Origin of the sequence: Brevundimonas bacteroides DSM 4726 (assembly GCF_000701445.1) — a bacterium.
GTDB lineage: Bacteria > Pseudomonadota > Alphaproteobacteria > Caulobacterales > Caulobacteraceae > Brevundimonas > Brevundimonas bacteroides.
This window is the reverse complement of the sequence record NZ_JNIX01000005.1, coordinates 14188-40947: the sequence shown is the minus strand read 5'-3', so window position 1 is coordinate 40947 and position 26760 is coordinate 14188. Positions and strand designations below refer to the sequence as shown.

Sequence of the window (26760 nt, the reverse complement as noted above, 5' to 3'; positions counted from 1 at the left end):
CTCAGAACTGGAAGTAGATGAAGGGGGCGACGCCGTCGGGCCGCACCGCCTCGACCAGCAGAATGGCGGCGCCGATCAGCAGGCCCATCGTCAGCGACGGCGCGGGCTTCAGCCAGGTGGCGAAGCCTTCGACGGCGCGCGGTGGCAGCCAGTGCATCGCGAGGCCGCCGACAATCAGCGTCAAGAGGAAGGGCGTGACCATGGTCGCCGGCTCGAACCGGCCGAGGCCCGCCAGCATCTCCATCGCCATCGGGAAGGTCTCGGACCGGAACAGGATCCAGCCCAGGCAGACGATGTGGAAGGTGACGAGCACGCCGATCCAGGTCGGGATGACGCTACGGTTCTGGAAGGCGGCCCGGCCCAGTCGCTCGACCACCTGCACCCCGCCATGCAGCGCGCCCCAAGCGATGAAGGTCCAGGCGGCCCCGTGCCACAGCCCGCCCAGCAGCATGGTGATGAAGACGTTCAGGCAGCTGCGGACCAGACCCTTTCGCCCTCCGCCCAGCGGCACGTAGAGGTAGTCGCGCAGCCAGCTGGACAGGCTGATGTGCCAGCGCCGCCAGAAGTCCTGCATCGACTTCGCCCGATACGGCTGGTCGAAGTTGCGCGGGAAGGAATAGCCCAGCAGCGCCGCGATCCCGATGGCCATGTCAGAATAGGCCGAGAAGTCGCAGTAGATCTGGACCGCGTAGGCATAGACGGCCGCCGCCAGGTCGAGCGCCCCGTAGGCGGACGGATCGAAGAAGACCGGATCGACCAGCCGTGTGGCCAGTTCGGACGCGATCACCGTCTTCTTGAACAGGCCCCAGCCGATCAGGAGGAAGCCGTGCGCCGCCATCTCCCGCGTCAGGCGGGGCACGCGGTCGAACTGGGGCAGAAGGTCGGACGCCCGCACAATGGGCCCGGCCACCAGATGCGGGAAGAAGCTCATCAGCAGCATGACGTCGAGCAGCGACTTGGCCGGCGGCGTCTTTCCGCGATGGACGTCGACGACGTAGCTGATGCCCTGGAAGGTGAAGAAGCTGATGCCGACGGGAAGCACAATCTCCAGCAGCGGCAGGTCGCGCTCCCAGCCGAAGCGGGCCAAGAGCTCGCCGGCCTGCTCGACGAAGAAGCCGTAGTATTTGAAGATGCCCAGGACCAGCAGGTTGGCGGCCACGCCCAGGCCGACCAGCAGTTTGCGTCGGCCCGCCTCATCAGAATGCGCGATCAGGGCGGCGACGCCCCAGTTGAGCACCGCCGAGGCGATCAGCAGGGCGACGAAGCGCCAGTCCCACTGGGCGTAGAAGAACCAGCTGGCCAGCAGCAGAAACAGCTTTCGCCGCCCGTTCTCGCGATCCAGCGACCACGAGGTGAAATACACGAACAGGAAGAAGACGCCGAAGGCGAGCGTCGGGAACAGCACCTAGCGGCCTCCCCGTCGGGTGTGGGCCGCCATGAGATCCTCGAACAGCAAGCCGCCGATCCAGTCGCCGCCCGCGCCCGTGAAATGGACATGGTCAAGGCGCATCAAGGGCTCGGGACCGAGCGTCAGGGCGTGGGCCGAACAGTCTCCTCCCATGCGGCCCCTCCAGTCCCAGAACGCGACGCCCATCTCGGCCGCGACCCGGTGCTGCACGTCGCGCACCACGGCGAGCATGTCCGGCGCACGCCAGCGGCCCTCGGGATCTTCCGGACAGCGGCCGCCACCCTCGCCGCGCATGGCCTCGGGCGCGCCTAGGATCAGGAGCGAGGCCGAGGGGGCCGCCTGGCGCACTCGTTCGATCTGCTGACGCAGGCGCCCCTCGTAGGCGGCCGGGTCGAGCAGGTCGTCGAAACCCTCATTGGTGCCGTAGGCCAAAACGATCAGGTCGGGCGTCGGACCGTCAAACAGAGGACTATAGCTCTCAAGCCCTCGCAGCGTGGCGCCGACGACGCCGTGCGCATCGAGCCGGATGTCGCGGCCAGGGAACTGCGACTGCAAGCGCCAGAGCAGGGAGGCGGTGATGACACCCCCGGCTGTATGGCTGTCGCCGAACTGAAGGACGCGGACCGGCGCGCGGCCATCCAGCGCCGTGAAGAAGGATTGCAGCGCCTCGGCCTGGCAGAGGCCTCTGGGGCAGGTCGCGCTGACCGGATCGGGCAGGGGGGTCCAGGGGCGTTCCTGGGCCGTCGCCCCGTCCGCCGTCGCACATGCTGCGGCGACGACCAGCGCGCGGATCATTCCCCGGCCGGCTCCGAAGGCCGCACCAGGCCGGCGTCGCGTCGGATATGGTCGGCCACGGGCTCGGCAATGCGAATGTATCCCGCCATCGTCATGTGGATGCCGTCGTTGGCTCGCATCAGGCGGCGGCGGCCCGTGCCGGTCTCGGCCAGATAGGCGTCGTATTCGCCTGCCTCGTCGCGTGTCAGGGTCTCGGTCTCGATGAAGGGCACGCCCAGCGCCGCCATGCGGACCGAGACCACCTCGTTGATCAGGTTCATCTTCGCATCGAACCCGGCTCGCTTCATCTCGGGCAGGCCGACCCAGTAGACGGCGATCCCCTGACCGCGCAGCAGGGCGACCAGGTCGTCGACCCGGCGGGCATAGGCTGCCTTCCAGCCGTCGCTGCCGAAATGATGGATCACGCCGTCCAGCTCGATGGCCTGGCCATCGTTGGTGCCGAACAGGATGACGGCGGCGTCGATCGGCTCTTCGGCGATCTGGCGGGCGGTCTTGGCCTGGATGTCGACGTAGTCGTAGCGGGACAGGCCCGTGGAGACCTCGCTGAATTGGGTCACCGTCACGCCGGGCTGGCCGCGCAGGTCGCGATAAAGAGCCGCCCAGACGCCGTCGGCCATGGAGTCCCCGAAGACGCCGATGCGAAGTTGGCCCTGCGCGGCCTTGTCCCGCAACGTGCTGACAGGATGCGCGACCGGGGCGACGGCTGTCATGGCCAGCGGCGGGGCATCGACGGCGGACGGGGGAGATGCAGAGGCGTTGGCGGCGTCGCCCAGCATCAGCGTCGGCCGGGCCAGCCACGCGCGGCCGTCCGGCGTCAGGGCCAGGCCGATCCCGACGCCGACGACGAGGGCGGCAGTGACTGCATTGACCCCTGCGCGCACGCGGCGACCTCAAACGCAAACGACCCGGCCACCATAGCCGGGTCGCAAGGCGTCTCGCCATGACGCACGCGCCACGGGTGAGAAAAAGGGTTAAGGCGCGTTGCCTTCCAGTTCGGTGACATAGAGCGTCGCAGGCGCATTGCCCTGGCTGAAGGTGCCGACCCAGACGCGGTAGGTCCCGCTGCGCGGATTGCTCAGATAGACTTGCGGGTTCAGGCCCTCGTTGCCGCCGTCATCATCGCACCAGTAGCGGTCGTTCTGGTCGGCGACGACCAGGGTGGTGTCGCGATCGGAATCGACGCCGAAGATCAGCGGGAAGCTGCCCGAGGTGTAGTTGACGACATAGTCCGGGTAGTCGGCGACATTGCCAGAACAGCCGTCGCCCAGCGGACCGGAATCAACCTCGCCGCCGGCGGTCAGGCGCACAGTGTGAGGGTCCGGAGAGAAGCCCGCCCGGAGCGTAATCTCGCCGAAAGTGCCGGCCGAGTCACTGTAGTTGTTGTTATCGTTGTAGTTATTATCGTTGGTGTTGGTGGAGTCCAGTTCGCTGATCTGAAGTTCGGCGCGGGCGACACCGCCGCCGAAGGTGCCGACCCAGATGTCGTAGACGCCCGACGGCGGGCTGCCCCAGCGGAGCTGGGCGTTGAGGTTTCCGCCGGAATCGTCGTCGCAGTACCAACTGCCGTCCGGCCCGTTGACCAGAAGGGTCGTGTCAGTGTCGGAGTCCGTCCGGATGATGAACGGCAGGCTGCCCGCGCGGTAGGTGACCTGTGCGTCCGGTGCATAGGACACCATGCCCGCGCACCCGCTGGCGACGTTGGAGGCGTCGATATCGCCGCCAGCATCGACGTAGATGATGTAGGGGTCATCCGGGAACCCAGCGTTCAGGCGATAGTCGCCGTAGGTGGCGCGGGCGGACGGGTCCACCTGCTGAACACTCTTGCTCTGTACGGCGGCCACGGCCGGTGCCGCCGCGACGATTAGGGCCAACAGGGCCGCGGATGTGGTCTTCAACATGATCTCTCCCCCAAAAAGCGTTGTGGGAAGATGAGATATCATCGGCTGGCCAAAGACAACCGGCGGTCGGGAATCGTCAGGCCGCGCGACCGCTCGCCGCTGCGGCCGCGAAATAGCCCGCCGTCGCCGCGAGCAGCGTCAGGGTCGTGCCCCAGGCGATGTCGATGACCGTCAGGCGGACCGACCAGTTGGCCAGCGTCGCCTGGTTGGTGAGGTCATAGGTCGCATACGCCACGAAGCCCAGAACCGCCCCGTTCAGCGCCGCCCGTGTCCAGCCGCCGTCCTTCAGCGCTGGCGCGATCGCCAGGAAGACGATTCCGAAGATGTAGATAGCGTAGAAGGCAACAGCCGCGACCATGTCCGGCTTCGCCGCCATGATGGGGCCGATCACAGGCCGATAAAGTCGGTCGGTCATGTTGGTCAGCCAGACGAAGTCGATGGCGGCGAAGGCGACGGCGGTGCCGATATAGGCGGCGATCCACTTGATCATGGGCGAGCTCCGACAGGGGCGAGGAGGTAGTGGCTGACGGCCCAGGTGCGACCGTCGTCGTTTCCGAACAATCCCGCCGTGGCGAGATAGAAGCGACGCCAGCGCCGCGTCCACAATCTCGCGTTCGCAGGGCCATAGGTCCCGCTCATCAACTCGAAAACCCGGTCCTTGTTCAGATCCATGTTCTGGAGCCAGTGCTCGGCGGTGCGGGCGTAGTGGACGCCGTTCCAGGTCCATTCGCGCGTGACGGCGAACAGGTCCGGGAACTGACGGATCAAGTCGTGGCTGGGCATGACCCCGCCAGTGAAGAAATGCTGGGCGATGAAGTCGCCCGAGTCGGTGTGGTCGAACCGATAGGGAGCGTTGCGGTGCGTGAAGACGTGGATGAACATCCGCCCGTCCGGCTTCAGCCAGCCGCGCGCGCGGGTCAGCAGGGCCCGCCAGTTGGCCATGTGCTCGAACATCTCCACCGAGACGATGCGGTCATAGGCACCCGGCGAGGGTGGCTCGAACACGTTCATGTCCTGGGTGATGACGGTCAGGTTGGTCAGGCCGCGCGCCTTGGCCTGGGCCTCGATGTGGCCCCTCTGGCCGTGGCTGTTCGACACCGCCGTGATGCTGCTGTTGGGATAGTGCTCGGCCATCCAGAGCGACAGCGAGCCCCATCCGCAGCCCATCTCCAAGACAGTCTGGCCATCCTCCAGCTCGGCGTGGGCGCAGGTCTCGGCCAGCGCAGCCTCTTCCGCCTCGTCCAGCGTCTCGGTGCCCGTCGGGTAGAGGCAGCAGGAGTACTTCAGCCGCTTGCCAAGGCACAGGCGGAAGAACTCGGACGGCAGTTCGTAGTGTTGATCGTTGGCGGCCTCGGTGTGCTCGGCGATGGCGCGTACGGCCATGTCGCGGGCGAATGCGGCGGCGTCGTGCGGGCCTGCGCGGTCCAGCTTCTTCCGAGCCTCGGTCACAAGGCTACGGATCGCCGGGCGAGTGACGAAATCCGGGAAGGGCGCGTCCTGGAGCTGGCGAATGGCGACGTTGGTGAGGTTCATGCGACGATCCTGACATTGCGGGTCGGCCCTGCGAAGCCTAACCGTTGCCGCACGCAACGGCCGCGCTTGGGGCGACCCGGCAGTTACGCACGACCCTCCGAGCTGGATGACGTCATCCATCGCCGCAGCTGGGTCGTAGTTCACCGGTCTGCCCACGACGACCCGGAGACCGCATGAGCCCGTATCTCGCCGCCTCGAACCAGACGCCCGGCAAGCGCCAGAGGATCGCTGTGGTCGGCTCGGGCATATCGGGGCTGTCGGCGGCCTGGCTTTTGGCCCACCGCCGCGACGTGACCCTGTTCGAGGCCGACGACCGCATCGGCGGCCATTCCAATACGGTGGAGGCCCCCAGCCCCTCGGCTCCCGTCGCGGTCGACACCGGCTTCATCGTCTACAACGAGGACAACTACCCGAACCTGAAAGCCCTGTTCGAGCATCTGTCGGTGCCGACCAAGCCGGCGCACATGTCCTTCGCCGTCTCCATCGACGACGGGGCCTTCGAGTATTCCAGCCACGGCATCCCCGCCCTGTTCGCCCAGAAGCGGAACTGGGTCAGCCCCCGGTTCTGGCGGATGATCTCGGACCTGCTGCGGTTCCAGAAGCAGGCCCCGAAGGATCTCGCCGAGATGGAGCGGACCGGCGAGACGCTCGACGCCTATCTGACCCGCAACGGCTATGGCGACCTGTTCAAGGAGGCGCACCTGCTGCCCCAGGCGGCCGCGATCTGGTCGTGCTCGATGGGTCAGATGTCGGCCTATCCGGCGGCGTCGTTCGTGCGGTTCTACATGAACCACAATCTGCTGACCTATGACCTCAAGCCGACCTGGCGCACCGTCGACGGCGGCAGCCGGGAGTACGTGCAGCGCCTGCATGGGGACTTTGCGGGACGCACGGTTCTCAACGCGGGCGTGGCCGGGGTCTCACGCGACGGCTCGGGCGCGACGCTGCGGTTCGCCGACGGCAGAACCGAGCGGTTCGACGCCGTCCTGCTGGCGACCCACTCCGACCAGGCCCTGCGACTTCTGGATCAGCCTACAACGGAGGAGCGGCGTCTGCTCGGCGCCATTGGCTATCGTGCCAACAAGGCGATCCTGCACCGCGACGTCTCCGCCATGCCCAAGCGGCGCAAGGCCTGGGCCGCCTGGACGCACAAGGGCTATTCGGATCGTTCTGGCGAGGGCGGCGTCACCTACTGGATGAACGAGCTCCAGTCCCTGCCGGGCCCGCCGCTGTTCGTCAGCCTGAACCCGGCGAAAGAGCCAGATCCTTCGCTGGTGATCGGCGAGTGGGACTATGAGCACCCCGTGTTCGACCGGGCCGCTGTCGCCGCCCAGTCGGAGCTCTGGTCGCTCCAGGGCCAGGGCGGTGTCTGGTTCGCGGGGGCCTGGTTCGGCTCTGGCTTCCATGAGGACGGCTTGCAGGCGGGGCTGGCGGCGGCGGAGCAGATGGGCGGCGTACGGCGACCCTGGACGGTGGCCAGTGAGAGCGGGCGGATCGTGGTCGGGCCAGCGCCCGCTCCGGTGGCCGAGGCCGCCTGACGCTGGATGGCTAGGTTCCGCGCGAACAGCTGCCCTGCAGCGTGCGCAGGTTGATGCCTATGCGCGTGGCGTCGGGGCTGGCCCAGGCGTAGCTGATTGCGGGAGAGCCGCGCTGGTCGTGGATGTACAGCGTCAGAGCGTCGGCATTCTGGCCGGTCGGCCAGCGCACGTTCCTCATGCGAAAGCCGAAGGTGCGAGGCGTCGTCTCGTCGGTGGTGACCCAGACCTCGCCGCCCTGGTCGTGAATGGCCAGGTCGCGGGCGTAGAACCAGCCCTCCTGCGGGGCCTGACGTGGCACGGCGATCCAGCAGGTGAAGGCGGTCGCGCGGCGGTACTGCACGGGAGCGTCAGGCTCGTCGGGATAGGCGTCGCGGCCGCGGGCGTCGCGCGCCGTTTCGATAATCCAGAGCTGGTCGGTCGACAGAGCGATGTCGGCGCCGATAGTGAGCTCCGGGCCCGAGCCACCCTGGGATCGCACACGGCATGCCCCGTCCTCGATCCAGGCGACGAACTGGTCGGCGCTCCTGCGCCACAGAGTCTCGCAACCGGGATTGGAGCGCATGCCCTCCCGCGTAAGGGCGGCATGGTCAGCGTCGGCGGGCAGGCGGTCGCCGAGAGGTGTCAGAACGTCCATGCGGATCGCCATCTTCGCCGGATCGACAGCGAAGGAGTAGAAGCGCTGGCGACCGACATCGGCGGGGTCATTGTTGCGATATTCGTCCAGCCGCAAGACCAGCGGGCCAAGGCCGGGCGCCTCGACACGTCGGATCGTGACGTGGCGGCGCGTTGGCGGGGCACCGTCGGCGAAGCCCAGTTCCCCGGCGAAACCAACCTGCTCGGCGTTGTCCCACACGCCCTGAAACATCTCAACCAAAGGAGGCAGGTCGCGTTCCAGAACGGCGACCGCCATCGGCGCGGGTGGCGGGTCGCCCGCCGCCGCCCACGGCGCAAGGACCAGGGCGACAGCGGCGAGCAGGACCGCTCGCATCAGAAGCGGGCGCTGAGCGTCACACCGTAGCTGCTCAGTTCACCCGGCGTCACGCCAAACGCGCGGGGGCGGACACCTGCCGGTCCATTGGGAGCAATGAAGTCGACGTAGCGCAGAACGCCCACGGGCGCGTCGTCGTCGCCAACGTTTTTGCCCCAGATTGACAGCCGCAGATGGTCGTTTTGCACCCCCACCTGCAAGTCAACTCGGGTCGAGGCCGGGATGGTGATGTTGTTGTGGACCTGTTCGAAGAACTCGCCGCGATAGGTCAGATCCGCCGAGGCAAACAGGTTCCAGCCGTTGTCCATCGTGTCCCCGTCCCAACGAATGCCTGCGCTGCCCAGATGGCGCGACACCAGTGGCGGCTCCTTGCCCGAGATGTCGCCCGCGGCGCGGCAGCCCGGACCGTCTAGGTTGTTGGCCGTACCCAGCAGGCAGGTGCGACCCAACAGCAAAACCGCCTGGTCGCCGTCAACGCCTTCGGTAATCTCGGCGTCGATGTAGGAATAGGTAAAGCGGGCACGGATATTGTCCGTCAGACTGTAGCCACCCTCCAGTTCCAGCCCTTTGAGCTCCGTCTCGCCGATGTTGGCGCGATAGCTCTGGATCGCCGTGAGGGCCACGAAGGTGTTGGTCAGGACCTGATCTTCGTAGACGTTGTAAAACAGCGAGGCGTTCAGATAGTCGAACCCGAACAGCCGGGTCTTCGCCCCTATCTCGTAGTTCGTGAGGGTTTCTTCCTCATATGTCGTCACGGGCGCGGCAAGATCGTTGAAACCGCCGGGTGAGTTACCCTGGGCGTACTGGGCGTACAGCGTCAGGTCCGACGACGGCTCCCATGTCAGGGTCACGCGCGGCAGAGTGGCGTCGAAGCTGGTGTTGCGCGTCCCCGGCGTTCCGACCACTGCATTCGGATTGGGGCTGCGCACCCGGGCGAAGACTTCGGGCCCGAAGTACTGCGAGGCGATATAGGTCTGGTTGGTCGAGGTGATCTGGTCCTCCTGGTGCCGCACCTCGAGCGTCAGGGTGAGGGCGTCGGTCAGGTCGAAGTCGGCGCTGGCGAACCAGGCCTCGGTCTCCACCAGGTTGATCGCGCCCAGAACGTCGAAGCCCGTCTCGGTGACCTCCAGGTATTTGGCCAGCGGGGTCAGCTCGTCTTCGGCGGTGTAGTATCCCAGGCTCCAGCGGAAGCGGTTGTCGCCGGGGCTGGAGATGCGCAGCTCATGCGTCTCGGTCGAACGGTCCGAGGCCGCCGTGTCGTAGAAGGCCGAGCGGGCGCAGAAACGGTTGGCGATCGGGATGAAGGGGCAACCCGTGCCGAGCACGAAGAAGTCGCGGGCGTCATAGCTGCCGTCATAGCCGCTGGACTCATAGACGTCGTTCTTGCCGCCCAGATAGGACAGCACATAGCCTGAGCCGGCGATGTCCCAGTTGACGTCCGCCACCCAGCGTTCGGCCTCGCGCACGATGCCGGGCACCAGGATCTGGTCGGTGTTCAGTGCATAGCTGGTCGGCACGGGAATCTCGCCGCAGTAGTAGGGGCGGGTGGTCAGGAAGCAGTTGTTGGCTGCTGCCGGCAGCAGCGAGATGGGGAAATGCGAATCGCGATCGTCGTTGCGGAAGTAGCGGACGGAGGCGTCGATATCCCCGGCCTCAAAAAACAGCCCGCCGTAGAAGCCGCGCGTCTCCTGGCTGCCCAGACGTTCACGCAGGCCGACGGTGTTCTGATACTGGCCCTCCACCTCATTGCTGGAGAAGCCGAACATTCCGCCCAGGTTCTCGGTGATCGGACCCGAGATGACGCCCGAGATGTCCAGCCGCTGGTCGGTGCCGACGGTGAAGTTCATGCGTCCGGTATAGTCATCGCCCGGACGACGGGTGACCACATTGATGGCACCCGACAGTGTGCCGCGACCATAGACCGCCGACTGCGGTCCCCGGACCACCTCGACCCTCTGGGCCAGGTCGAGATCCAGCGTCGAGAAGTCGCCGAACCACGGAACGCCGTCCAGGAAGATGCCGACCTTGCCGTCGCCGGTCAGGATGTTGGAGGCCCCCCGAATGACTGGCCGGTCTCCGTCACGGCCGAACGCCTGTTGCAGCTGTACGCCCGGCGTATAGCGCGCCACATCGGACAGATCCTCGATCTGCTGGTTCTGAAGGCTCTCCTCGGTGAAAGCGGTGACCGCGATCGGCACATCCTGCAAAGCCTCCTCGCGTCGGCGAGCAGTCACCACGATGTCCTCCACAGCGGAAGCCTCAGGATCGCCGCTGGCGGCCTGTTGGGCCGATGCGGGCGCGGCGGCCGAGGCCAGGGCCGCGAAGGCGACGCCCGCGAGAATGACGCTGCGCGTCCGGATAACACCGTGAGTATGCGACATTGGGTCCAGCCCCTCCGATTGGCCAAATGATATACTTATAGACCATTTGACTATGGACGAGCGTCAGCGCGCGTCAACGCTGCAATGTAACGATGCCGCATGGCCGGGCGCGTGTGCGCTGCGATCGTCACCATGACGACACGGTGACGATCGTTCAGTTGGCGTCAGATCACGCCGGCGTCCGCCAGCTTGTCGATCACGGCCCGCTGCCGCTGGGCGTAGAAGGCCGGTGTCGGGACCGTCAGGCCGCCGGAGCCGTCGAGCAGGGTGTTCCTCGGCTGGATATCCACCCCCGCATAGGCCTGGCTCCAGAGGTGCATGGGCTGGCGCGACAGGATGTTGGGCATGCCGGGGCGGCGGCGGTAGCGGCGCAGGTCCCCGACGTCGATCTCGGCGTATCCGGCCATGCTCTCGCCGTAGCCCGCCTCTGCGAGCACGAGCCCGCGGAAGTCGATCACCTTGGACGAGGCGTCGGTGGAGGCCTTGGGGATGGCGATGCCCTCGATCCCCGCCGAATTGGCGCTGACGACGTAGGCGAGGTTCTCGATGGCGCGCGCCTGTTTGGCGACGTTCTTGGGCGTGGCCAGCGCCGCCGCGATCTCGCTCGAGGAATGCACGAACACCTCAGCGCCGCGCACGGCGTGGGCGCGGGCGATCTCGGGATAGAGGATCTCTTCCGAGGCGATGGCGGCGAGGCGGCCGATCTCGGTGTCGGCGACCGGGAAAACGCCGTCCAGGCCATAGCGGGCGATATAGTGGTCCCAGACATCGTAAGGGCTGGGACCGAACAAGGTCACCAGACGGCGATAGCGCAGCACGACGTCACTGGAGGGGGCGATGACGAAGCTGCACTGGAAATAGAGGCCGGGGAAATGCTCGTCCGTCTCATAGGCGTTGCCGGCCAGGAAGACGTCATGGGCGCGCGCGACCTCGCCGAGCGCGCGGTATTCGGCGCCATCAGGTTCCAGACAAGCCTTCTCTGCCCAGACGGCGGTGGGCTCACCCATGGGAAAGCCGGTCAGGAAGTATTCGGGCAGGACGACCAGCCGCACGTCCGGACCGATGAAGCGTTTGGAGGCTCCGATCTGGGCGCCGATCCGGCGGATCGCCTCGGCCATGCGCGGCCGACTGGCGCGGGCGTCGGCGTCGCCGTTGACGGCGAAGCAGGTCGTCTGCAAGGCGAGGGCGATGTAGGGCGAAGGGTCGGACATTGCGCGCTCCGGGCGGATCGTCCTATGCCTAGCGCGGACTGAGTTGGTATAGGAATAGGTCATTTGGCCGACGGCGCATCGGACATCCAGGCGGACGACGCGGGACTTCTGAACGGGACCCTGCCGACGCCCCTGTATCATCAGGTCTATCTGGTGCTGCGCGAGCGCATCCAGTCCGGTGTCTATGCCGACGGCGAGACCCTGCCAGGCGAGCAGGAACTGGCGCGCGCCTTCGATGTGTCGCGCATCACGGTGAAGCGGGCGCTGAACGAGCTGGCGGCGAACAACCTGGTGTCGCGTCATCGCGGGCGGGGCACCATCGTTTCGACCGGCGGTGTGATCCCGCTGGTCTCGGGTTCGTTCGAGACGCTGATCTCGTCGCTCAAGTCGATGGGTCTGACGACCGAGGTCGAACTGCTGGAAGTCGCCGACGAGCCAGCCGACGCGTTGGTCGCCGCGCGGCTGAAGTTGGAACCGGGCGCGACGGTCCAGAGGGCGGTGCGCCTGAGAAAGCTCCAGGGCGAGCCCTTCTCCTACCTGACCACCTATGTGCCCGCCGACATCGCGGCGCGTTATTCCATCGACGAGCTGCGCTCGACGCCGTTGCTGACTCTGCTGGAACGAGCGGGGGCAGGGGCCGTGGAGGCTGAGCAGTGGATCACGGCGGCGGCGGCCTCTCCCACCGTGTCAGCTTGTCTGGACGTACCGTCCGGCGCCCCGGTGCTGAAGATCGAGCGCATCATGATCGGCGCAGACGCCCGGCCAGTGCAGATGATCGTGGGCCATTACCGGCCTGATCGCTTCCAGTATCACATGACGTCCCAGCGCCAGGGGACCGAGGGCTGGACCTGACGCCCCTTTGGGCTTGCCAACAGGGTCAAGACCAAATGATATAGACTTATATCATTTGCGGACGACGCCTTGGCCGACGCGCTTCTCCTGATGCTGCATGTCCTGATCCTGGTCTACTGGCTGGGAGGCGACCTCGGCGCGTTCGTCGCGTCCTTTCTGATCTCCAATCCGAACAAGGATCGGGCGGCGCGACTTGGGGCTGCCGGTCTGCTGGCCGATGTCGACATGGCCCCCCGGACGGCCTTGATCCTGGCCTTTCCGACGGGGTTCACCCTGGCGGTCACGCGCGGCTGGCTGGCGCTCGATCCGCTGTGGATCGCGGTGGCCTGGATCACAGGGCTGATCTGGCTGTCCATCGCCTGGCGCATCCATCTCAGCCACGCCGGACCGGCGTCGGGCCTGAGACGCTTCGATCTCGGCCTTCGCTGGGTCGCGGCGGCGGGGCTCGGCGCGGCTGGGGCGGCGGGTCTGGCGGGCGCGACGGGCTGGCCTCTGTTCCTGAACCTGAAGCTGCTGATCCTGGCCGGGTGTGTCCTGACCGGCCTGCTGGTCCGCCGCCTGACCGCTGATCTCGGCCCGGCGCTGGGCGCGCTCGCGGCGGGACAGGCCGACGCGGATGCCCGCATCGCCCGCTCGCTGGCGGTCACGCGCCCGGCTGTCCTCCTCATCTGGTTGCTGCTTCTGGCGGCGGCCCTTCTCGGTCTGTGGAAGCCCCAATGAGCCCTGCCGACGACCTGTCCCGACCTTCGCCCGCCGACGCCCTGAAGGCCGCGCTCGGCCCCGAGGTCGTCTCGACCGATCCAGCCCTGCTGGAGCTCTATGGCCAGGACATCTGGAAGGTCGGGCGCCGTCCGATCGCGATCCTGCGCCCCGCCGACACAGCCGGCCTGTCTCGCGCCCTGGCCGAGACCGCGCGGCTGAAGCTGCCCGTCGCGCCGCGCGGCGGGGGCATGAGCTATACTGGCGGATACGCCTCGAACGCCGGGCCGGTCGCCCTGATCGACCTCGGCCGCATGGACCGGGTGCTGCACGTCGACGCCGAGGCCATGACGGTGACCGTCGAGGCGGGCTGCACCTGGAAGACCCTGCTGGAGACGCTGAAGCCCAAGGGCCTGCGCACCCCCTTCTGGGGGCCGCTTTCGGGGGTCTCATCCACCATCGGTGGCGGCCTGTCCCAGCTGAACGCCGTCTTCGGCGCCGGGCATTGGGGCACGACGTCGGAGAGCGTGGTCGGCCTGACGGTCGTGCTTGCCGACGGACGGCTGGTCACGACCGGTGCGCGGCGAAAGGCCGACGGCCGCGCCTTCTACCGTCACTACGGCCCCGATCTGACCGGCCTGTTCTGCGGTGACTGCGGGGCGCTCGGCGTCAAGGCAGAGATCACGCTCCGGCTGATGCGAGCGCCCGCGCACGAGGCCCACGGGTCCTTCGCCTTCGACACGGCGGATCAGGCGCTGGCGGCGACCGCCGAGATCTCCAGAGCGGGCGTGGCGGCGGATATGTTCGGCTTCGACCCGGCCCTGTCGGCCATGCGGCTGAAGCGGGCGTCGCTGGTTCAGGGGGTCAAGGCGCTGGGGGCCATGGCGACGTCGGGCGGACTGAAGGGCGTGGCGGCGGCGGCGCGCACGGCCATGGCGGGACGCGGCTTTCTCGGCGCGGATGATTGGTCGATCCACCTGACCGCCGAGGCGCGCTCGGCCGCCGGAGCCGACGCCGATCTTGCCGAGGCGCGGCGCATCTGCCTGGGTCTGGGTGGACGCGAGGTCGAGGCATCGATCCCCCGCGTTGTGCGGACCAGCCCGTTCACGCCTCTGAACAATGTGCTCGGCCCCGACGGGGAGCGGTGGGTGCCGGTCCACGGCCTGGTCGCCTTGCAGGACGGCCCGGCGGCCTATCGCGCCATCATGGCCCGGTTCGAGGCGCTGAAGCCCCGGTTCGAGGCCGGCGGAGTCCAGACAGGAATGATGCTGACGGCCCTGTCGACTAACGCCCTCCTGATCGAGCCCGTCTTCGTTTGGCCCGAGGAGCGGCGCCTCTTGCACGAGGCGACGGTCGAACCGCACGTCCTGTCCAAGCTCCCCCGCCACGGCGAGGACCCCAAGGTCACCGCTCTGGTCGCCGAGGCTCGCGCCGCTTGCATCGACGCCTTCACCGAGATCGGCGCCGCCCATTTCCAGATCGGCCGGACCTATCCCTGGTTTGACAGTTTGGACGAGGGCGCGCGCCGCCTGATCCACGCGATCAAGGCCGAGGTCGATCCGACCAACCGCATGAACCCTGGCGTGCTGGGCCTGTGAGAACCTTCACCGCCCGCGACCCGAGGACCGGCGTTCACGATTGGCGCGGCCAGGCGCTCGATCCAGCCGAGGTGGCCGAGGTCGCCACTCGACTGCGCGCCGCCCAAGCCGCGTGGGAGGGCAGGGGGGCGGCGTCCCGGCTGGAGGTCTTGCGCGCCTTTGGCCAGTCCCTGCGCCGCCACGCCGAAGCCATCAGCGCGGCCCTGGAAGCCGACACCGGCCGTCGCCGCATCGCCCGGCTGGAGATCGACAGCGTGGTCGCCTCCATCGAGGCTTGGGCCCGCGTGGTCGCCGCCGACGCAGAGCCGCAGTGGGTCCAAGGCAGGGGCCTCCCGTCCGTTCGGCATACGGCCGCGTGGAAGGCCTATCCGCTGGTCGGAGTGGTCAGCCCGTGGAACTTCCCCCTGCTGCTCGGGATGATCGACGCCGTCCCGGCCCTGCTGGCCGGATGCGCGGTCCTGGTGAAACCGTCGGAAGTCACGCCCCGCTTCATCGCCCCGGTCATGGCCGCCGTGGCGGAGGTTCCGGACCTGGCCGCCGTCTTCGCTATCGTTCCCGGCGACGGCGCGACGGGTCAGGCGGTGGTCGATGTGGCGGACTGCGTCTGCTTCACAGGCTCTGTGGCGACGGGGCGCAAGGTCGCGGTTCAGGCCGCGGGTCGCTTGATCCCCGCCTACCTCGAACTCGGCGGCAAGGACCCTCTGATCGTGCTGGAGGGGGCCGACCTCGAAGCCGCCACCGACGCGGCGCTGCGCGGTTCGGTCCTGTCCACGGGCCAGGCCTGCCAGTCGATCGAGCGCATCTATGTCGACCGGCCGATCCACGACGCCTTCCTCACCCGTCTGGTCGAGAAGGCCGAGGCCGCGCGCCTGAACTGGCCCGACATCACCGCCGGAGAGATCGGCCCCATCATCTTCGACCGCCAGACCGACATCCTGGCCGCCCAGATCGCCGATGCGAAGGCCAAGGGCGCCCGCGTCCTGACCGGCGGCGAGATCGAGACCCACGGCGGCGGCCGCTGGCTGCGCCCCACGGTGCTGTCCGGCGTCACCCCGGACATGGCCGTCATGCGCGACGAGACCTTTGGCCCCCTCCTGCCGGTCGTCGCCTTCGACAGGGTGGACGAGGCCGTCGCCCTGGCCAACGACGGCGAGTACGGCCTGTCCGGGGCCGTCTTCGCCGCCACGCTGGAGGAGGCCGAGGCCGTCGGCCGGCGGCTGGAGGCGGGCGCCATCAGCCTGAACGACGCGGCCCTGACCTCGATCTTCTACGAGGCGGCCAAACAGGGCTTCAAGGCCTCAGGGCTTGGCCCGTCGCGCATGGGCGAGGACGGCTATCGCCGCTTCCTGCGTCGCCAGGCGCTGATCGCCAACACCGCCCGCCCCCTGCCGCTGGCGGCCTTTTCCGAAGAGGGTTCGACGTGAAGCACCGCTCCATCACCGGCACCATCCTCTACACCTCCAAGAAGCCCGAGCGGCTGGATCAGCCGCGCGGCATCGAGCACTTCCGCTTCACCCATCACACCGATGGGAAGGTCACGCTGCGGGCGCACTGCGAGATCGAGGACCCGCATCCCACGGTGCTGCGCGATATCGTCTATTCGCTGGATGAGCATAAGCGGCCGATGGACTGCCATGTCCGGCTGACGGTCGACGACCGCTTCATGGGCTCGGGCTGGTTTCGCTTCGCCGAGGACGCGGTCGAGTGCGAAAGCTACGGTCCCGCCATCGGCCGTCTGTCTCAGCGCGTGCCGTTGAACGGCCCGATCGACGGCATGGGCACCCATCCGGTCGTGGCCGACGGATACCTGCTGGCCCTCTCGGACTGGACGGACGGCGAGAAACGCAAGCTGCGCGTCATGCTGCCCAGCCCCGACCATCGCGGCGCGACGCCGCCGATGATCTCGGAGGTCAACATCGACGTGCTGTTCCTGGGTCGGGAGACGGTGACGGTGAAGGCCGGGACGTTTGCGGCCAAGCATTTCCAGTTCATCGACGACGGCACGGCGGGCATGGGTGGCCAGCACCCGCCCTACGACGTCTGGATCACCGACGACGCGGACGGCGTGATGCTGCAAGGCGGGGTCGGTGGCTACATGCAGACCTGGTACGAGCTCGTCGCGCTGGAGCGTTGATCGGCATCAGGCGCGTTCGATGATGTTGATCAGGACGCCGTCCGGGTCACGCAGCATGACCTCGCGGTCGGTGCGGCGCTGGGGCGTGTCGACCAGGCGTTCGGGACCGCTGAGGAAGCTCTGACCAACAGCCGCCAGCCGGTTGGCGATGGCGTCGAGGTCCGGACGATGAAACACTAGGACTCCCTCACCGATGTTCACGGTCCCCTCCGTCTTCTGGACCCGCGTCAGCGTCTGTCCCGTAACCTGGAACAGGGCGATCATGCCGTAGGGCGGGCCCTCGGCCTTGAGGATGCGGAAGCGGACACCGACACCCTCGGCGAGGCCCAGCAGACGCTCAAGCGGCGCGCCTTGCAAGGCGCCTTCGAACAGGAGTTCCGGCAGGCCGATGATGTCTCGGTAGAAGAGGGTCGACGCCTCGACGTCCGAGACGAACAGGGCGCAGCGCACCAGTTGGCCGGTCGAAGGCGGCGTCTGGGCGACAGCCGCCGTGGCGAGCGCGGCGGGGGTCAGGGCAGAGCCGATCAGGAGCGCGCGGCGGTCGGTCGTCATGGGATCATCCTTGAACGATCTGGGAGAGCAGCAGGTCAGTCATCGCGGCCGGAGCCGTGATCATGGCGTCATGGCCGGTCGCCAGCGTCGAGACGCTCCAGCTCGGATCGTCCCTCAGGCGGGCGTGGTGCGCCGGGAAGGACGCCATCGGCAGGACGGGATCGACGCAGTGGACATAGGCGCGGCGCAGGCCGTCGGAGCCGCCGTTGGTCAGACGGATCGGGTCCAGCCAGGTCTTAAGGGGGTGGGGCGTCAGGCGACGCTTGAGCCAAGCCTCGTCCTCGCCTCCGGCCGCGACGCCGAAGATCGTCACGTCGGGGAAGACCTGCATGGCCACGCCATCGGGGGCCAGCGCCCGCAGGCCCGCCTCCGTCGCGGCGGCCGCTTCGGGTGTGATCCCCGGCGACTGGGTGATCATGGTATGGCCGTCCGACGGCACGGCGGCGTCAAGATAAAACACCGAGGTGATCCGGTCTTTCAGGCGGTCGCAGACACCCGTGATGACCATGCCGCCGTAGGAATGGCCACAGACGTGGACCTGGGTCAGTTCCTCGGCCTCGATGACAGCAACGACGTCCTCGATGTGGGTGTCCAGCCCCACGTCGGGTCCCATCAGGTGGGCACGTTCGCCGCAGCCCGTGAGTGTTGGCGTCAGCACTCGCGCCCCGGCTGCCTCCAGCCGCCCGGCGACCGGCCGCCAGCACCAGCCCCCGTGCCAGGCGCCGTGCACCAGTACGAAGACGGGGCGCGAGCTTGCTGCTCGCGCCCCGCTGTGGGTGGCGTTCAGGACCGCCCCCAATGCGCCGCCGGCCAGGAGCGTCCGGCGGCGCAACTCCTCGGCCTCAGAAGTTCCGGCGCACGCGGAAGGTCACCCGGCGCGGATCGTTCGGATAGGCGAGGCCGACCAGCGAGGAGGTGGTGTAATACTCCTCGCCGCAGTTGGAGCAGTCCAGCGATGCCACCCAGGCCCCGTCATTGCTCTCATAGCGGATGCCCAGGTTGTAGACCGTGGTCGAGGGCGTCAGCGACAGCGGCGCCGTAATGGCCGTGGTCCCACCGAACGGAACACCCGTCGCGGTCGGCGTGTCGTTGTAGGTCGAGGTCCAGTACTCGTCCGAATAGCTGATCGAACCGTTCAAGGACCACTCGCCGTCCAGGAAGGTCGTCGGCAGGGTGTAGCGAGCGCCGAGCGTGCCCTGGGCCTCCGGGAAGCGGACCGGTTGATCGCGCGTGGTGACGCAGTTCAGAGGCTCCGGCGTGGAAGAGCAGGGCACACCCCCCGCGCCGTTGACGGCGGGAATGTCGACGTACTCCCGGTCGGCGACGGAGCCGGTGGCGTAAATCTCGAGCGCGTCGGTGGGACGCCAGGTAATCTCCGCCTCCAGGCCTGTGGCCTCCAGCCCGCCGGCGTTGCGGGTCACGAAGTCGATGCCGCCACCGGGGCGCGGTTGCCCTGACAGCAACTGCAGATCCTCGACGTCCAGCCGATAGAGCGTCAGGTTCAGGCGCAGGCTGTCGTCGAACAGGTCGGACCGCATGCCCAGTTCGTAGGACCAAGCTTCTTCAGGGCCAAAGGCGGAGTTGGTAATCGCCGTGGTGCCGCGCGCGTTCCAGCCGCCCGACTTAAAGCCGTTGGTCGCCGACGCGAAGAACATGATGTCGTCGCTGTATTCATAGGCGAGTGCGACGCGCGGGGTGAACTTCGACGTCGACTGTTCGACGGGTATGCCCGCTGCGACAAGATTGGCGGTCGTGGGGCGGACGTTGGCGGCGCCGGTCGCGTTGATGAAGCCGGCCGGATATGTGGCCCGGGTCCGGTCAATGAACTGGATGTCCTTGTCCTCGTCGGTATAGCGACCGCCCAGCGTCAGGATCAGCTGATCGGTCAGCGAGATGTCGGCCTGGGCGTAGACTGCGAAGCTGTCGGTTGAGTTGTTCAGCAGGCGGTCCCCCAGCACCAGAGAGGTGGTCGCCGTCGGAGTCGTGGCGAAGGTATCGACCTGGTAGGTTTCGTTGTCCTCGGTGAAGTAGAACAGGCCGGCGACCCAGTTCACGCGGCCGGTCTCGCCCGACAGCTTGATCTCCTGGGTGAACTGCTCGCTCTCGACCTCGTTGGAGATGGTGAAGCCGCCGAACGGCGAGGGACTGCCGCCCAAGCCGAAATCGAGCGAAAAGTTCTGGTCCGTGGTGATGTAACCGGTGATGAAGTTGATCGTCGCCCAGTCCATGTCGTAGCGCAGGTTCGAGATCAGGGTCCCGACCTTGGTGCGCGCGCAGTTGCCCTGGCGCTGGTTCAGGAAAATGTCGATCGCGCCCTTCGTGCAATCATAGGTGCGCAGGCCGGTACGGCTGGTGTACTCAGGATCGACGGGATTGACGCCGATGGTGGTCTTCAGCTGATCGACCCAGTCGCCGGACAGGTTCCATTCCCAGTCTTCGTTCGGGGTGACGCGCAGGGCCCCACGGATGCCCCAGGTTTCTTCCCCGTTCAGGTCCTCGCCCGTCGTCAGGCTTTCCGAGTAGCCGTCATCGTCGATGCGAAGCAGCGTCAGACCGCCCGCGACCGTCTCGGAAATCGGGCCGGAGATGGCCCCGCGGAGGGTGCGCCGCTCGAACGAGCCGTAGGAGCCCTCCAGGCTGGCGCGGAAGTCCTGATCGGGCTTGCGCGTTGTGATCGAGATGGCGCCGCCCGTGGTGTTGCGGCCGAACAGCGTGCCCTGGGGCCCGCGTAACACCTCGATCTGGTCGACATCCAGCAGGGTGATGTTGTTTGCGATCTGGCGCGCGACATAGACCTCGTCGACGTAGGTGGCGACGGGCACGTCAAAGGTGGCGACCTGCTCGGTCGAGCCCAGGCCCCGGATGAAGTAGCTGACCGCGCCGCCGGTGCCGGTGTTCAGGCCGCCCGTCAGGCTGGGCGTGACCCGCACCAGATCGGTTGTGTCCTCGACGATCGCGATTTCCAGCTGGGTATCTGTGAAGGCCGTAACGGCGAGCGGCACGTCCTGGATGTTCTGCTCGCGCCGCTGGGCGGTGACGACGATGTCGTCCAGGCGCGAATCCTGTTCGGCCTGTGTCGCCGTTTGGGCGAAAGACGGGCCCGAGGCCATGAGAACAAGGGCGGATACGCTCGAAAACAGCAACGCGGACCTACGCATGGACGGCTCTCCTGCATCTGAATGACGGCGGACCCGACTCTGATCGGTCGGTGCTAATGGTATATCCTTATATCATTTGCGGCGTCCCACAAGCGTCGCTACCCTGTCGCAGGAACGTCGTGTTGTGAGGGTCACGGTCCGAAATGAGCCAGCTTCGCTTCGAGTCGACGATGACGCGCGACGACCGCCCCGCACGCGCGATCTATGAGGAGGTTCTGGCCAATCCGGCCCGCAAGGGCTTCGGCTTTGGCAAGAGGGCGGCCGTGGTGAACATCGACGTGCAGCAGGCCTACACGCGGCCTGACCTGTTTCCGAAGTCGGCCTATGTCACCGACCCGGACCAGATCGACTGGATCAACCGGCTCAGCGATGCCGCGCGCGCAGCGGGATTGCCGGTCGTCTGGACCCGCGTCTGCTACAAGCCCGATGGCGGCGACGCGGGTGTCTGGGGCACGCGGACCGACACGCCCGACAGCCTGCAGAACATCAAGTTCGGGTCCGAGCGCCACGCTTTCGACCCTCGCGCGCGGCCCGACTGCCATGTCGACCTGATCTTTGACAAGCGCATGCCGTCGGCGTTCCACGAGACGCCGCTGCAGAGCTATCTGATCTGGCACCGGGTCGACACGGTCATTGTCACCGGCGGCTCGACCTCGGGCTGCGTGCGAGCCACCGCCGTCGAAAGCGTGTCGCGCGGATACCGCACCATCGTCCCGGTCGAATGCGTCGCCGACAAGCACGAGAGCTACCACTACGCCAATCTGACGGACCTGCTGCTGAAGTACGCCGACGTCCTGCCGGCGATCGAGGTCCTGAGGCACCTGGAGACCACCCGATGATCCGCGCCCTCGCCATCGCCGTCTCGCTCGCGATCTCGGCCTGCGCTTCGACCGCTATCGCCGAGCCGTCGCCGGACCGCGTGCCCGCCGATCAGCGCGTTCCGTTGGACCTGCGCCGCACGACGCTCGTGGTGCGCGACATGGAGGCGTCGCTGGCTTTCTATCGCGCCATCGGGCTGGTGCCCATCTATGACAACATCATTCGGACGCCGCGAGACGCGCGGACGGATGAGGCGGCGGAGCGGTCGTTGCGCCTCGTCTTCCTGCGCGCCAACGACGACTACATCGGCATCCTTGGCCTGATGGAATACACCAAGCCCGAACGCGAGCCACGGCCCGAGCGCGCGCCAGACGACAACGTGCTGCACCCCGGCGATATCGTGCTGGTCTTCAACGTCGAGAACCAGGAAGAGGTCTTCGCCCGCGCCGTCGCCTCACCGGGCGTGCGGGTGGGGGACACGCCGCATGTGGTAACCTACCCCGGCTATGACGGGACCAGCGTGATCCGGGTGAACTTCTCGTCCGTCTATGACCCCGACGGGCATTACGTCGAGCTGAACCAGGTGCTGAGCGATCTGCCGGTGGGGGAGTGACGATCAGGTGTTCGCGAGCTCGCTCGCCGTCGCGCTCCAGGCTCCGCCGTCCGCCAATCCCGCCAGTATCCGCCGCACCGCGCTCATCCGGAACGGCTGGCCGGCGACATAGCTGGTCAGGGTGAAGCCCAGCACCCGACGATCATCGACTCCCGCGTCAGCCTTCAGATACGCAGCCGCCTCAAGCACCTGATCGGCCCAGGCGTCCTCGGTCTGGCGGCGGTCGATCAGCAGGGTGCGGTCGTCGAGCTCGTTCATCAGCGGCACGGCGTGGACGACGCCTGCATCGGTGGTCATGGCCACCGGCACCTCGTCCTGCTCCCAGTCCAGGCAAACGTCAAAACCCGCCTCGGCGATGAGGGAAAGGGTGCGAAACGACTGCTGGCGCGCCGGGCTCATCCAGCCGCGTGGCTTCAGGCCCGCGGCGTCGAAAGCGTCGCGGGTGCGGGCGACCAGGGCGCGCTCCTCGTCCCCGGACAGTCCGGAGTGGTTGATGGCGTCCGTCGACCAGCCGTGGGCCGCGACCTCATGCCCCTCCTCGAGCGCCGCCTCGACCAAGGGCCGATAACGGTCCAGCGCGATGCCGTTCACCGGCACGGTCGCCTTCAGCCCGGCGTCCTTCAGCGCTCGCAAAAGGCGATAGGCCCCCACACGCGGGCCATAGTCGCGGGTCGTGTAGTGCCTCAGGTCCGGCCACGTCGTCTGCATGGCGCCGGGGTGCTTGAACGGCTTTCCGGACGGGTCGAGCATGTGCCACTCGACCGGCAGGACGATCATCACCGCCAGCCCCCGGTCGCCCGGCCAGCGCCCCTTGGACCGCGCCGTCGCCGGTCGCCAGTCGTAGAGCGACTGGTCCATGCCGCGTCGCCGATGCGGATAGATCAGATGCTCCTCAGGCAGCGGCATCGTCGAACCCGTATCCGCCCGTCGCCAGCCCGCGCCGCTCGATGTCCGCCACCGTCTGGTCCCAGCAGTGCTCGCGATAGAAGGCTGCGATCTCCGAGCCGGTCGCGAACCAGACCTCGTCGCGGTGTCCCATGATGTGCTCCAGCGCACTTTCGAAGGCCCGAATCCGGTTCGGCTGGCTGACCAGATAGGCGTGCAGCGGAATGCACATGACCGTGCCACTCTCGCGTCCCTCGGCCAACAGCTGGTCGAAGTGCCGCTTCAGGATGTCGGCATAGCGCCACGGATCGAGCCCCATCACCGAATAGCCGATGACGTCGTTGACCTCGAGCGAATAGGGCATGGAGACCAGCCGTCCGGTGCGGGTCTTCAGCGGCTGGGGCTGGTCATCCTGGAACAGGTCGCAGGAGTACCAGAAGTCACGCTCGGCGATCAGGTCCAGCGTCCGCGCCGTATGCGTCAGGGCCGGCGCCAGATAGCCCCGGATGCGCTGGCCGGTCGCCGCCTCGACCGAGCGGATCGAGTCCTCCAGCACCGCCCGCTCCTGGGCCTCGTCCATGCCGTAGGAATAGCGGGTGTTGTAGATGCCGTGGCTGAAGAACTCCCAGCCGCGCGCGTTCGCCGCCTCGATGATCTCCGGATGATGGTCGATCAGGCCGATCGACAGGCTGACCGATCCGCGCAGCTCGTGCCGGTCCAGCAGGTCCTGCAGCCGCCAGTGCCCCACCCGGTTGCCCCAGTCCCGCTGTGAGTATCCAACCACATCGGGCGCGGGCCTTGGCCAGCCGGGCCGCGACGGATTCACCGGCGGATCGAACTCGTAGAATTCGATGTTGGGCGCGATCCAGAAGGCCAGCGCCTTGCCGCCCGGCCAGACGATCTTCGGCCGGTCGCGATAGGGCCAGTGGTCGTAGAGATTGGGGTCGGATCGGTTCACTCGGCCGCTTCCCGCCGCTCCGGCTCATAGCGGTCGCCCAGCGCCAGCATTTCCTCGAGGCCGATGCGGGCGTTGACCCCGGCCAGGTCCGTCATCTTCTCCTTGTAGCCGACCGTGGACCCCTCGGCCTTCAGGGCGCGCAGGAAGCTCTCGGCCGCCGGGATCAGGGCGCGGACCAGGGCACCGGGGCTAATCACCAGCCTGAAGCCGATCTCGCCGAGCGCATCGCGGGTCAGGATCGGCGTCTGGCCGCCCTCGACCATATTGGCCATGGCGGGGGTGCCCTTCAGATCGGCGATGATCCGCCTCATCTCGTCCTGGCTGCGGGGGGCTTCGACGAAGACCACGTCGGCCCCGGCCTCGGCATAGGCGATGGCACGTTCCATCGCGGGCTCGAACCCTTCGACCGCGATGGCGTCGGTGCGCGCGATGATCAGGGTCTCGTCGGAGCGCCGCGCGTCCAGCGCGGCGTGGACCTTGCCGATCATGTCGTCGACGGGCGCGACGCCCTTGCCCGCCAGATGGCCACAGCGTTTGGGGAAGGTCTGGTCCTCTAGCTGAATGGCGCGGGCCCCGTTGCGCTCGAAAACCTTGACCGTGCGGGCCACGTTCAGGGCGTTGCCGAAGCCGGTGTCGGCGTCGACGATCAGGGGGATATCCACCCGCTCGCAGATGCGCGCGACCACATCCGCGACGTGGTCGAAGCTGACCAGCCCCAGGTCCGGTCGGCCCAGCTGGGTGTAGGCGATCGAGGCGCCCGACAGATAGACGGCCTCGAACCCGGCCTGTTCGATCAGCAGGGCCGATAGGGCGTCGAAGGCGCCGGGGGCATGGACCGGCGCGCCGGGCTGGGTCAGGCGGGCTTTCAGGCTCACGCGGCGGCTCCGGTCTGGGAGGCGGCGGAACGCTTCAGGTGGGCGATCAGCCCCCCGTCGCGCATCATCGCCGTCAGATGGTCGGGGAAGGGGGCGAAGGCGTAGGTCCGCCCCGGGGTCTGGTTCGTCAGGCGACCGGCCCCCAGATCGAGGCTCAATAGGTCGCCGGCGGCGATCTGGTCGGCTTCCGGCAGGGTCACGGCAGGCAGGCCCAGGTTTATGGCGTTGCGCCAGAAGATCCGCGCGAACGACCGGGCGATCACCGCCCGCACCCCCAGACGCTTCAGGGACACCGCCGCCTGCTCGCGCGACGATCCGAGGCCGAAGTTCAGGCCCGCCACCACGAAATCGCCGGGCCGGACCGTGCTCGCGAAGGTCGGATCGATGGCCTCCAGGCAATGGGCGGCGAGCGCGTCGGGGTCGAGCTTCATCAGATGGCCGGGGGCCAGCAGATCGGTGTCGATCTGATCGCCGAAGACGAAGGCGCGGCCGCTGTCGGGCAGGGTCATGCCGCCGCCCTCCGCTGGTTCAAGTAGCCGCGCGGATCGACGATCCGGCCCTCGACGGCGGCGGCCGCCACGCTGTAGGGCGAGCCCAGATAGACTTCCGCCCCCGCATGCCCCATGCGGCCCTTGAAGTTGCGGTTGGTGGTCGAGATGCAGACCTCGCCGTCCGCCAGCAGCCCTGCCCCCATGCCCGCGCAGGCCCCGCAGCCCGACGGCATCAGCGTCGCCCCCGCCGCCATCAGGATCGCCAGGGTGCCTTCCCGAGCCGCCGCCTCGGTGACCCTCGACGAGGCCGGGGCGACCAGCAGCCGAATGCCCGGCGCGACGCGATGGCCCTTTAGCACCCGGGCGGCCATCCTCAGGTCCTCCAGCTTGGCCCCCACGCACGCGCCGATGTAGGCCTGATCGATCCGGCGCCCCTCGGCCTCGGCCACCGCCACGCTGTTCGCGGGCGAGTGGGGCAGGGCGATCATGGGCTGCAGCTCGACCGCGTCGAGGCGGTGCACCGCCTCGTAGTCCGCGTCCGGATCGGAGGCCCAGGCCCTGGCCGCCGCCTCGTCTTCGACCGGCGCTCCGGCGTCGCGCAGCCAGGCGAAGGTGGTCGCGTCTGGAGCCACGACGCCCGTCTCGGCCCCCAGCTCGGCCGCCATGTTTGTCAGGACCAGCCGCTCGGGCATCGACATGGCCTCGACCGTCGGCCCGGCGAACTCGACCGCGCGGAAGCCGTTGTCCATGCCCAGTTCGCGGCACAGGAACAGCATCATGTCCTTGGCCGTCACGCCGTCCCGGAGGGTGCCCCGCCAGTCGATCCGGATCGTCGCGGGCACCTGCAGCCAGGTGCGGCCTGTCGCCGCGATGGCCGCCATGTCCGTCGCGCCATAGCCCGCCGCATAGGCTCCAAAGGCGCCCGCCATCGGCGTGTGGCTGTCGCCGCCCGCCACCAGCATCCCCGGCCGGACCAGCCCCCGCTCGGCCAGCAGCATGTGGCCGATGCCCTCCATGTCGTAGAAGCGGCCGACCCCATGCTCGGCCGCGAACCGGCGTGTGAGCGACAGGATCGCCGCGCTCTCGGCGTCCACGGCCGGGACGTAGTGGTCCGAGGCGATCACGACCTTCGACGGATCCCATAGCCCCCGCCCCAGCTCGGCCAGCATCGGCGCCCAGCGGCGCGGGCCGGAGCTGTCATGGGCGAAGCACAGGTCGACCTCGGCGGTCACCAGATCGCCCGCCCGCGCGTCGGCGCGGCCCGAAGCCTTCGCCGCGATCTTCTCGACGAGCGTGCGACCCTTTATGGCGTTGGCCCCGGCCATCCGAATCCCGCAGCGGCGCGGGTGGACCGCGCAAAAGATATAATCTTAT

At 67.8% G+C, this 26760-nt stretch carries 25 protein-coding genes; 8 read left to right on the top strand and 17 right to left on the bottom strand.

The genetic code is table 11. The annotated features are described in order from the left end of the window. Nucleotide 1 precedes the first annotated feature (1 nt). The 6 genes from Q333_RS0102060 to Q333_RS0102035 all read right to left on the bottom strand — a co-directional run bounded on the left by Q333_RS0102060 (nucleotide 2) and on the right by Q333_RS0102035 (nucleotide 5634). Nucleotides 2-1405 carry an MBOAT family O-acyltransferase gene (locus tag Q333_RS0102060; RefSeq protein WP_029415089.1) on the bottom strand — a complete coding sequence of 468 codons (1404 nt, stop codon included), beginning with the start codon at nucleotides 1403-1405 and terminating at the stop codon, nucleotides 2-4. Next, nucleotides 1406-2203, bottom strand: a complete 798-nt coding sequence (locus Q333_RS16815; protein ID WP_029415088.1) for a GDSL-type esterase/lipase family protein — start codon at nucleotides 2201-2203, stop codon at nucleotides 1406-1408. After that, nucleotides 2200-3084 carry an SGNH/GDSL hydrolase family protein gene (locus Q333_RS0102050; protein ID WP_029415087.1) on the bottom strand — a complete coding sequence of 295 codons (885 nt, stop codon included), beginning with the start codon at nucleotides 3082-3084 and terminating at the stop codon, nucleotides 2200-2202. Before Q333_RS0102050 ends, Q333_RS16815 begins: the two co-directional genes overlap by 4 nt. 90 nt (nucleotides 3085-3174) lie before the next feature. Continuing rightward, nucleotides 3175-4098 carry a peptidase gene (locus Q333_RS17800; RefSeq protein WP_211249682.1) on the bottom strand — a complete coding sequence of 308 codons (924 nt, stop codon included), beginning with the start codon at nucleotides 4096-4098 and terminating at the stop codon, nucleotides 3175-3177. A 79-nt stretch (nucleotides 4099-4177) separates the two neighbouring features. Further along, nucleotides 4178-4591, bottom strand: a complete 414-nt coding sequence (locus Q333_RS0102040; RefSeq protein WP_029415085.1) for a DUF2177 family protein — start codon at nucleotides 4589-4591, stop codon at nucleotides 4178-4180. Then, on the bottom strand, nucleotides 4588-5634 hold the full coding sequence (locus Q333_RS0102035; RefSeq protein ID WP_029415084.1) for an SAM-dependent methyltransferase: 1047 nt from the start codon (nucleotides 5632-5634) through the stop codon (nucleotides 4588-4590). Before Q333_RS0102035 ends, Q333_RS0102040 begins: the two co-directional genes overlap by 4 nt. A 173-nt stretch (nucleotides 5635-5807) precedes the next feature. Between Q333_RS0102035 and Q333_RS0102030 the strand changes: the two genes are divergently transcribed. Beyond that, nucleotides 5808-7172 carry an NAD(P)/FAD-dependent oxidoreductase gene (locus Q333_RS0102030; protein ID WP_029415083.1) on the top strand — a complete coding sequence of 455 codons (1365 nt, stop codon included), beginning with the start codon at nucleotides 5808-5810 and terminating at the stop codon, nucleotides 7170-7172. 10 nt (nucleotides 7173-7182) lie between these two features. Here Q333_RS0102030 and Q333_RS0102025 read toward each other — a convergent pair whose 3' ends face one another. The 3 genes from Q333_RS0102025 to Q333_RS0102015 form a co-directional block, all read right to left on the bottom strand. Then, entirely contained in the window at nucleotides 7183-8160 is a 978-nt protein-coding gene (locus tag Q333_RS0102025; protein ID WP_029415082.1) for a chromophore lyase CpcT/CpeT, read from the bottom strand. Continuing rightward, a complete protein-coding gene (locus Q333_RS0102020; RefSeq protein WP_029415081.1) occupies nucleotides 8160-10541 on the bottom strand; it encodes a TonB-dependent receptor in 2382 nt (793 codons plus the stop codon). Before Q333_RS0102020 ends, Q333_RS0102025 begins: the two co-directional genes overlap by 1 nt. A gap of 164 nt (nucleotides 10542-10705) precedes the next feature. Next, a complete protein-coding gene (locus Q333_RS0102015; RefSeq protein ID WP_029415080.1) occupies nucleotides 10706-11752 on the bottom strand; it encodes a nitrilase-related carbon-nitrogen hydrolase in 1047 nt (348 codons plus the stop codon). A 63-nt stretch (nucleotides 11753-11815) separates the two neighbouring features. Here Q333_RS0102015 and Q333_RS0102010 point away from each other — a divergent pair, with 63 nt between their 5' ends. The 5 genes from Q333_RS0102010 to Q333_RS0101990 all read left to right on the top strand — a co-directional run bounded on the left by Q333_RS0102010 (nucleotide 11816) and on the right by Q333_RS0101990 (nucleotide 17035). Beyond that, on the top strand, nucleotides 11816-12604 hold the full coding sequence (locus tag Q333_RS0102010; protein WP_084175679.1) for a GntR family transcriptional regulator: 789 nt from the start codon (nucleotides 11816-11818) through the stop codon (nucleotides 12602-12604). Between the two features lie 69 nt (nucleotides 12605-12673). Beyond that, on the top strand, nucleotides 12674-13324 hold the full coding sequence (locus Q333_RS0102005; RefSeq protein ID WP_211249681.1) for a hypothetical protein: 651 nt from the start codon (nucleotides 12674-12676) through the stop codon (nucleotides 13322-13324). After that, nucleotides 13321-14901: an FAD-binding oxidoreductase gene (locus Q333_RS0102000; protein WP_051651064.1), complete on the top strand. Its 1581-nt coding sequence runs from the start codon at nucleotides 13321-13323 to the stop codon at nucleotides 14899-14901. Before Q333_RS0102005 ends, Q333_RS0102000 begins: the two co-directional genes overlap by 4 nt. Further along, nucleotides 14898-16325, top strand: coding sequence for an aldehyde dehydrogenase family protein (locus tag Q333_RS0101995; protein ID WP_029415076.1), 1428 nt, complete (start codon nucleotides 14898-14900; stop codon nucleotides 16323-16325). The genes Q333_RS0102000 and Q333_RS0101995 overlap by 4 nt, the downstream gene beginning before the upstream one ends. Beyond that, nucleotides 16322-17035: a DUF3108 domain-containing protein gene (locus Q333_RS0101990; RefSeq protein ID WP_029415075.1), complete on the top strand. Its 714-nt coding sequence runs from the start codon at nucleotides 16322-16324 to the stop codon at nucleotides 17033-17035. Before Q333_RS0101995 ends, Q333_RS0101990 begins: the two co-directional genes overlap by 4 nt. A gap of 6 nt (nucleotides 17036-17041) precedes the next feature. Here Q333_RS0101990 and Q333_RS0101985 read toward each other — a convergent pair whose 3' ends face one another. From Q333_RS0101985 to Q333_RS0101975, 3 genes are read right to left on the bottom strand one after another with little or no spacing between them, the layout of a single operon-like run. After that, a complete protein-coding gene (locus Q333_RS0101985) occupies nucleotides 17042-17587 on the bottom strand; it encodes a VOC family protein (RefSeq protein WP_029415074.1) in 546 nt (181 codons plus the stop codon). A gap of 4 nt (nucleotides 17588-17591) precedes the next feature. Next, nucleotides 17592-18419, bottom strand: coding sequence for an alpha/beta hydrolase (locus tag Q333_RS0101980; RefSeq protein WP_029415073.1), 828 nt, complete (start codon nucleotides 18417-18419; stop codon nucleotides 17592-17594). 10 nt (nucleotides 18420-18429) lie between these two features. After that, nucleotides 18430-20745 carry a TonB-dependent receptor gene (locus Q333_RS0101975; RefSeq protein WP_084175676.1) on the bottom strand — a complete coding sequence of 772 codons (2316 nt, stop codon included), beginning with the start codon at nucleotides 20743-20745 and terminating at the stop codon, nucleotides 18430-18432. Nucleotides 20746-20888: 143 nt separating this feature from the next. Between Q333_RS0101975 and Q333_RS0101970 the strand changes: the two genes are divergently transcribed. Continuing rightward, entirely contained in the window at nucleotides 20889-21584 is a 696-nt protein-coding gene (locus Q333_RS0101970; RefSeq protein ID WP_029415071.1) for an isochorismatase family protein, read from the top strand. After that, the gene (locus Q333_RS0101965; protein ID WP_051651061.1) at nucleotides 21581-22177 is read left to right on the top strand and encodes a VOC family protein; all 597 of its coding nucleotides are present in this window, start codon (nucleotides 21581-21583) and stop codon (nucleotides 22175-22177) included. The genes Q333_RS0101970 and Q333_RS0101965 overlap by 4 nt, the downstream gene beginning before the upstream one ends. A gap of 3 nt (nucleotides 22178-22180) precedes the next feature. Here Q333_RS0101965 and Q333_RS0101960 read toward each other — a convergent pair whose 3' ends face one another. Genes Q333_RS0101960 through Q333_RS0101940 form a run of 5 tightly spaced genes read right to left on the bottom strand, consistent with a single transcriptional unit; the run spans nucleotide 22181 to nucleotide 26711 of the window. Next, nucleotides 22181-23083, bottom strand: a complete 903-nt coding sequence (locus Q333_RS0101960; protein ID WP_029415069.1) for a polysaccharide deacetylase family protein — start codon at nucleotides 23081-23083, stop codon at nucleotides 22181-22183. Beyond that, nucleotides 23070-24020, bottom strand: a complete 951-nt coding sequence (locus tag Q333_RS0101955) for a polysaccharide deacetylase family protein (RefSeq protein ID WP_029415068.1) — start codon at nucleotides 24018-24020, stop codon at nucleotides 23070-23072. The genes Q333_RS0101960 and Q333_RS0101955 overlap by 14 nt, the downstream gene beginning before the upstream one ends. Then, a complete protein-coding gene (locus Q333_RS0101950) occupies nucleotides 24017-24895 on the bottom strand; it encodes an isocitrate lyase/PEP mutase family protein (RefSeq protein WP_029415067.1) in 879 nt (292 codons plus the stop codon). The genes Q333_RS0101955 and Q333_RS0101950 overlap by 4 nt, the downstream gene beginning before the upstream one ends. Next, complete coding sequence (locus tag Q333_RS0101945; protein ID WP_029415066.1) at nucleotides 24892-25404, bottom strand: LeuD/DmdB family oxidoreductase small subunit; 513 nt, start codon at nucleotides 25402-25404, stop codon at nucleotides 24892-24894. The genes Q333_RS0101950 and Q333_RS0101945 overlap by 4 nt, the downstream gene beginning before the upstream one ends. Beyond that, nucleotides 25401-26711, bottom strand: coding sequence for an aconitase/3-isopropylmalate dehydratase large subunit family protein (locus tag Q333_RS0101940; protein WP_029415065.1), 1311 nt, complete (start codon nucleotides 26709-26711; stop codon nucleotides 25401-25403). Before Q333_RS0101940 ends, Q333_RS0101945 begins: the two co-directional genes overlap by 4 nt. Between the last annotated feature and the right edge of the window lie 49 nt (nucleotides 26712-26760).

Excerpts from the sequence above, each read along its gene's own strand:
- Q333_RS0102000 (WP_051651064.1), top strand. The coding sequence starts at position 13,321 with ATGAGCCCTGCCGACGACCTGTCCCGACCTTCGCCCGCCGACGCCCTG.
- Q333_RS0102030 (WP_029415083.1), top strand. The coding sequence starts at position 5,808 with ATGAGCCCGTATCTCGCCGCCTCGAACCAGACGCCCGGCAAGCGCCAG.
- Q333_RS0101945 (WP_029415066.1), bottom strand. The coding sequence starts at position 25,404 with ATGACCCTGCCCGACAGCGGCCGCGCCTTCGTCTTCGGCGATCAGATC.
- Q333_RS0102025 (WP_029415082.1), bottom strand. The coding sequence starts at position 8,160 with ATGCGAGCGGTCCTGCTCGCCGCTGTCGCCCTGGTCCTTGCGCCGTGG.
- Q333_RS0101940 (WP_029415065.1), bottom strand. The coding sequence starts at position 26,711 with ATGGCCGGGGCCAACGCCATAAAGGGTCGCACGCTCGTCGAGAAGATC.
- Q333_RS0101975 (WP_084175676.1), bottom strand. The coding sequence starts at position 20,745 with ATGCGTAGGTCCGCGTTGCTGTTTTCGAGCGTATCCGCCCTTGTTCTC.
- Q333_RS16815 (WP_029415088.1), bottom strand. The coding sequence starts at position 2,203 with ATGATCCGCGCGCTGGTCGTCGCCGCAGCATGTGCGACGGCGGACGGG.
- Q333_RS0101960 (WP_029415069.1), bottom strand. The coding sequence starts at position 23,083 with ATGCCGCTGCCTGAGGAGCATCTGATCTATCCGCATCGGCGACGCGGC.
- Q333_RS0101970 (WP_029415071.1), top strand. The coding sequence starts at position 20,889 with ATGAGCCAGCTTCGCTTCGAGTCGACGATGACGCGCGACGACCGCCCC.
- Q333_RS0102040 (WP_029415085.1), bottom strand. The coding sequence starts at position 4,591 with ATGATCAAGTGGATCGCCGCCTATATCGGCACCGCCGTCGCCTTCGCC.
- Q333_RS0102020 (WP_029415081.1), bottom strand. The coding sequence starts at position 10,541 with ATGTCGCATACTCACGGTGTTATCCGGACGCGCAGCGTCATTCTCGCG.
- Q333_RS0102015 (WP_029415080.1), bottom strand. The coding sequence starts at position 11,752 with ATGTCCGACCCTTCGCCCTACATCGCCCTCGCCTTGCAGACGACCTGC.
- Q333_RS0101965 (WP_051651061.1), top strand. The coding sequence starts at position 21,581 with ATGATCCGCGCCCTCGCCATCGCCGTCTCGCTCGCGATCTCGGCCTGC.
- Q333_RS0101985 (WP_029415074.1), bottom strand. The coding sequence starts at position 17,587 with ATGACGACCGACCGCCGCGCGCTCCTGATCGGCTCTGCCCTGACCCCC.
- Q333_RS0102035 (WP_029415084.1), bottom strand. The coding sequence starts at position 5,634 with ATGAACCTCACCAACGTCGCCATTCGCCAGCTCCAGGACGCGCCCTTC.